Source organism: Mesorhizobium sp. M7A.F.Ca.CA.002.04.1.1 (assembly GCF_004022805.1).
Classification (GTDB): Bacteria; Pseudomonadota; Alphaproteobacteria; order Rhizobiales; family Rhizobiaceae; genus Mesorhizobium; species Mesorhizobium ciceri.
The window spans coordinates 1-4,394 of sequence record NZ_RZPL01000500.1 but is presented as its reverse complement, the minus strand read 5'-3'; the positions used below and the strand labels follow the sequence as shown (position 1 = coordinate 4,394).

Here is a 4,394-nt window from a genome sequence, read left to right as displayed (position 1 = left end):
GGGCAACCGCCGGGTTCATCTGGTCGAATTGACCGAGGCCGGAGAAGCGATGTTCGAGACACTGCGCAAGGCCGCGCTCGTCTTCGACAAGCGGCTGCGAGTGGGATTGACCGACGAGCGTCTGGCGGAGTTCGCGCAGGTGCTGGCTGTGTTGCGGGGCAATGTCGGGGGATAGAACCCTGCGGACCAAGAATTTCCTTGGACTGGACTTCCCTCATCACATTTGTAACGTTCCATTGTCCGGCTGATCCTGGTGGGAAGAGGTCAGGCTCAACTCTTCTGTAAAATCTGTGCAAGAATACCGAAGCCGCTGGCTTCGGGAGCGAGAAGTCGCCGGAAAACCTAACAACGTTCGGGGGGACAAGTTGACCAAAGAAGATCTGTTCGTTCCGCGCCAGACCAACACGGCGCTTTACATCCAGCTATACGAGGCTGGATATCCGCTTGCCGATATCGCCAGGGTGCAGAAGGCGTATCGTGTGTGTTGCGCGATGTTCAACGGCCGTTATCGCAAGACGGGACGGCCTTTCATCTGCCATGCGGTGGGAGCTGCGTCGTCGGTCGCGCATTTCGACCAAAGCGTCGATCTTGTCCTCGCCGCTATGTTTCACGCCGCCTATGACGGAGGCCAGTATCCGGACGGCAAATCCAGCAGGCGAACCGATGCTCATCGCAAGTGGCTGGAGCAAAAAATTGGTCCTCGCGTCGAGGGTCTTGTCGCTCGCGTGGTCGGACTGAAATTCGACACGGGAGATCCCGAGCGCATTGTGGACAAAGGTGTGCCGACCGGCGACGAGGACATTCTGTTCCTGGCGCTTGCCCATGAGGTCGATGACCTGGCGGACGGCGGACTGGCGTTTGCGCCCAAATACGGCCAGTCGATTCGTTCGAGGGTTGCTGCCTGCGCCACTCTGGCCAGGAATCTGGGCCGCGAAAATCTTGCCGCCACCATCGAAGGTTACGGCGCCCGCTACGAGACGATGGCGTGGGCTGCTCCCCTCCAGGAGACGAAGCTGGTGGGCTTTCAGATGACGCCTAATTTGCGCACATACATCAAATTGCGTCGGCACAAGCTGCGCGGGGAGTCGATCGAGGTGCTTTGACGCCTTGCCGGCCATGCGACAGCATCGGGTACCGATGCACATCCGCTGAAGAACTCGCCGTCCTCACCGGTTCAGTCGTCGTAGCCCTGGATTGCCCCAAAGGCGTAACGGCGCAGCTTCAGCGCGGCGATCAAATTGGTCAGCTTCGTCTTGCCGTCGAAGCCGTCCTGAAACATCTCGTCATGCATCAGCAGGATCAGCTTGCCGGGCTTGACGAAGCGGCCATAGCCGAACAGATGATCGATCTCGCTGACCAGATGGTCGACGCTCTGCACCGGCTCGCCGTTGTCCTTGTGCACCCATTCATGGTCCCAGCCGTAGAGATAGAAGCCTGAGGCCGCGACAAATTCGTAGTCGGGCTCTTCATGCCCCTCCTGGGCGAGGCCAAGCGAAGTGTCGTTCTTCGACATGGAGGGCAGCCTGAACACGTCGCGCCCCGGCAGCCTTGCATGCACCACGGGCTTCAAGCCGAGCACCGCGTTTGCCCGTACCATGTCGGCGACGACACCCTCGGTGTCGCCGTAGAAATGCCGGTAGTGATTGTAGGCATGGCTGTAGCTGTGGTTGCCGAGCGTCACCAGAGGAAGCTGCTTGGCGCGCTGGACGAGCGCTCTGTTGGCAGCGCTCGCCTGTGCGTGCATGCCGACCATGAATAGGGTTGCAGGAACCTGCTCGGCCTCCAGCACGTCGAGGATGTTGCTTGTGCCGTTCAGCGGCCCATCGTCGAAGGTAAGATAGATGGTGCGATCGGCGCCCTGGGCGGGGGCCGCAAAGATCAGCAGTGCCGCAAGGGCAAACCGAAACGGTGTCATCAGCCCCGATATCCCTGTTGCGATCACGACAAGGCGGCCATCTTCACACGCGGTTGTCAAGGCAGCCCGGCCGTACCTATGCCAGGCTTCCTTGCAGCACCGTCAGCTTGGCCTTCTTCGGCATGCGAGCGGTCAGCCATTCCAGCGCCTTGTCGTGCGGCATCGGGAAGGCGATGGAGTAGCCCTGCACCTGGTCACAGCCGATCGCCATCAGCGAATCGAGCTCGGCCTCGGTTTCGGCACCCTCCGCGACGATCGAGATGCCGAGGCCACGCGCCAGCTCGGTGATGGCGCGCACGATCTTCGAGTTGTCGCCATTCTCATGGATGTTCTGAACGAAGCGGCGATCGATCTTCAGCCGGTCGATCTCGTTCGGGTTGACATGGCTGAGCGAAGCATAGCCGGTGCCGAAATCATCGAGTTCGAGATGGACGCCGGCTGCCCTGATGTGGCGCAGCTTGGCGGCGATGCCTGTCTTTTCGTCGTCGAGGATGACGGATTCGACGATTTCCAGCGACAGTTTTTGCGGCGGCAGCCCAGCCTTTTCCAGCGTCTCGAACAAGAACGCATCGAAATCGTGCTCGCGCAGCTCGGTGCCGGAAACATTGACGGCAAGCCGTCCGAAGGCAATGCCGGCGCGATTCCATTCGGCCGCCTCGTTGATCGCCTTGGTGATGACGATGCGGCCGATCTCGGGCATGAAGCCGCATTTCTCGGCGACCGGGATGAATTCGCCGGGCGGGATCATGCCGCGCTCCGCATGGTTCCAGCGCACCAGCGCCTCTATGCCGCTGATCGTGCCGTTGGTCAGCGAGACCTGCGGCTGGAAATAGACCTGGAACGCCCGCTCCGCGATGGCGACCTTGATGTCGTGCTCGAGCTGCTTGCGATAATCGAGTTCGCGGCGCAGTTCCTCGGAGAAGAAGGAGAAGTTGCCACCGCCAAGCTTCTTGGCGGAATAAAGCGCCAGGTCGGCATGGACCAGCAAATCCCCAGCATTGTCGGCGTCGATCGGATAGACCGCGATGCCGGCGCTGGCGCCTGGGAGAATGGTCGTGCCCTGGAAGACGATCGGCTCGTTGATGTGCGCCAAGATGCGCCGCGCCAGCATGTTGATGTCTTCGGTGCCGCCGGCGCCGCCGAGGATCATGACGAACTCGTCGCCGCCCAGGCGCACGCACAGATCCGACGCCCGGCAGGAATCGCGCATGCGCTGTGCCGTGACGACCAGCACATAGTCGCCGGCGGCGTGGCCGAGCGTATCGTTGATCTGCTTGAACCGATCGAGATCGAGCTGGACGACGGCAAGGCGTTCGCGACGCCGGTGCGTGCCCTTGATCAGCGTGTCGAAATGATCGGTCAGGAACGTGCGGTTGTGCAGGCCGGTGAGGCCGTCATGAACCGCGATGAAGGCCATGGAATTGCGCGCGTCGATCAGTTCATGCGTCTTGCGCAGGATGGCGTTCGACATCGGCCTGAAGATGAAGAGCGCCACCAGTATGATGACGCCGATTGTGGCGTAGAACAGCGTGCGATGGAGAGCGAGCAGCTTCTCGGAGCGGTCGTCGGCGTCGGCAGTGATGCGCTGGCCGAGCGCGGCATAACCCGACAAGGTCGCATTGGCGACTGAGGCGTCGAGATTGACGCGTTCGCCGCCGCCCTTGTAGCCGCCATTGCCGTTGAATTGCGATTCATAGGCCGAGATCAGGCGGTCGCCATTGGCGATCAGCCCGACGGAGAAATAGTCGAGGTGGAAGGGCTTGGCGAAGAGGACGCTTTCGATCGACTTCGGGTCGAGCTTGGCCGGCGATTGCGGATCGGCTCCTGTCTGATCGAGCAGCAGGTCGTAGTTGGTCTCGAACTCCGCCGTTGCCTGCTTGAGCGCGCTGACCAGCGCCGGTTGCTTGTCGCGTGAACCGGCACCCGTTGCACTGGCAAGGAAGACGATGCGCTGCGACAGCGTCTTTTGTGTGCTGACGATGTCGAGCAAGGTGTGATTGTGCTGTTGGGTGGCCATCATCTGCTGCAGCAGGATGAAGGAGGCGATCACCATGGCCGCAATGATCAGCAGGGCCAGCCAATAGCCAGCCTTGATCAGCAGTATGAGCTTGCCTGAAACGGTTTGCACCGGCTGCTGCGACATTTTCGGGGGCGGCCCTCTCGCCTAAGGATTCTTGCCTAGGGATTCTTGTATGAGCACCATTGAACTGCAAACGTTAACAGGACCGGAAATCGACGGCTGTCCGGCAAGGGGCGGCCGTGGAAAGATCGCGGAATGGTTATCGGCTCGTTTAGCACCGTACCGGCATTTGAGCGGTCATCGGCCAGAACCTTTGTCGTGGCGTCGTTCCTCGGCCGCGTGATGATCGACATCGGGGCCGCATCGTGCTGCTTGCCACCGATCCGGTCGTTTTTGCGATGGATTTTTCGCGCGGACGAGACGACAGTCGGCCCACATCAAACGAGGCTAGGTCATGAC

General features: G+C 60.9%; 4 protein-coding genes and 1 pseudogene. 3 read left to right on the top strand and 2 right to left on the bottom strand.

From position 1 onward, the window contains the following. Together ENZ75_RS35750 and ENZ75_RS22710 are read left to right on the top strand one after the other, a co-directional pair. A pseudogene (locus tag ENZ75_RS35750) lies at positions 1-175 on the top strand (MarR family transcriptional regulator); the annotation flags it as partial. 115 nt (positions 176-290) lie between these two features. Further along, complete coding sequence (locus tag ENZ75_RS22710) at positions 291-1,103, top strand: DUF6817 domain-containing protein (RefSeq protein ID WP_224620272.1); 813 nt, start codon at positions 291-293, stop codon at positions 1,101-1,103. A gap of 71 nt (positions 1,104-1,174) precedes the next feature. On the opposite strand, the gene ENZ75_RS22705 is transcribed toward ENZ75_RS22710, so the two are convergent. Together ENZ75_RS22705 and ENZ75_RS22700 are read right to left on the bottom strand one after the other, a co-directional pair. Then, positions 1,175-1,915, bottom strand: a complete 741-nt coding sequence (locus ENZ75_RS22705; protein WP_081714379.1) for a polysaccharide deacetylase family protein — start codon at positions 1,913-1,915, stop codon at positions 1,175-1,177. Between the two features lie 76 nt (positions 1,916-1,991). Further along, positions 1,992-4,058, bottom strand: a complete 2,067-nt coding sequence (locus ENZ75_RS22700) for an EAL domain-containing protein (RefSeq protein ID WP_063167734.1) — start codon at positions 4,056-4,058, stop codon at positions 1,992-1,994. Positions 4,059-4,190: 132 nt separating this feature from the next. On the opposite strand from ENZ75_RS22700, the gene ENZ75_RS34665 reads away from it, so the two are divergent. Continuing rightward, a partial coding sequence (locus ENZ75_RS34665; RefSeq protein WP_206617080.1) for a hypothetical protein occupies positions 4,191-4,394 on the top strand: 204 nt, incomplete at its 3' end.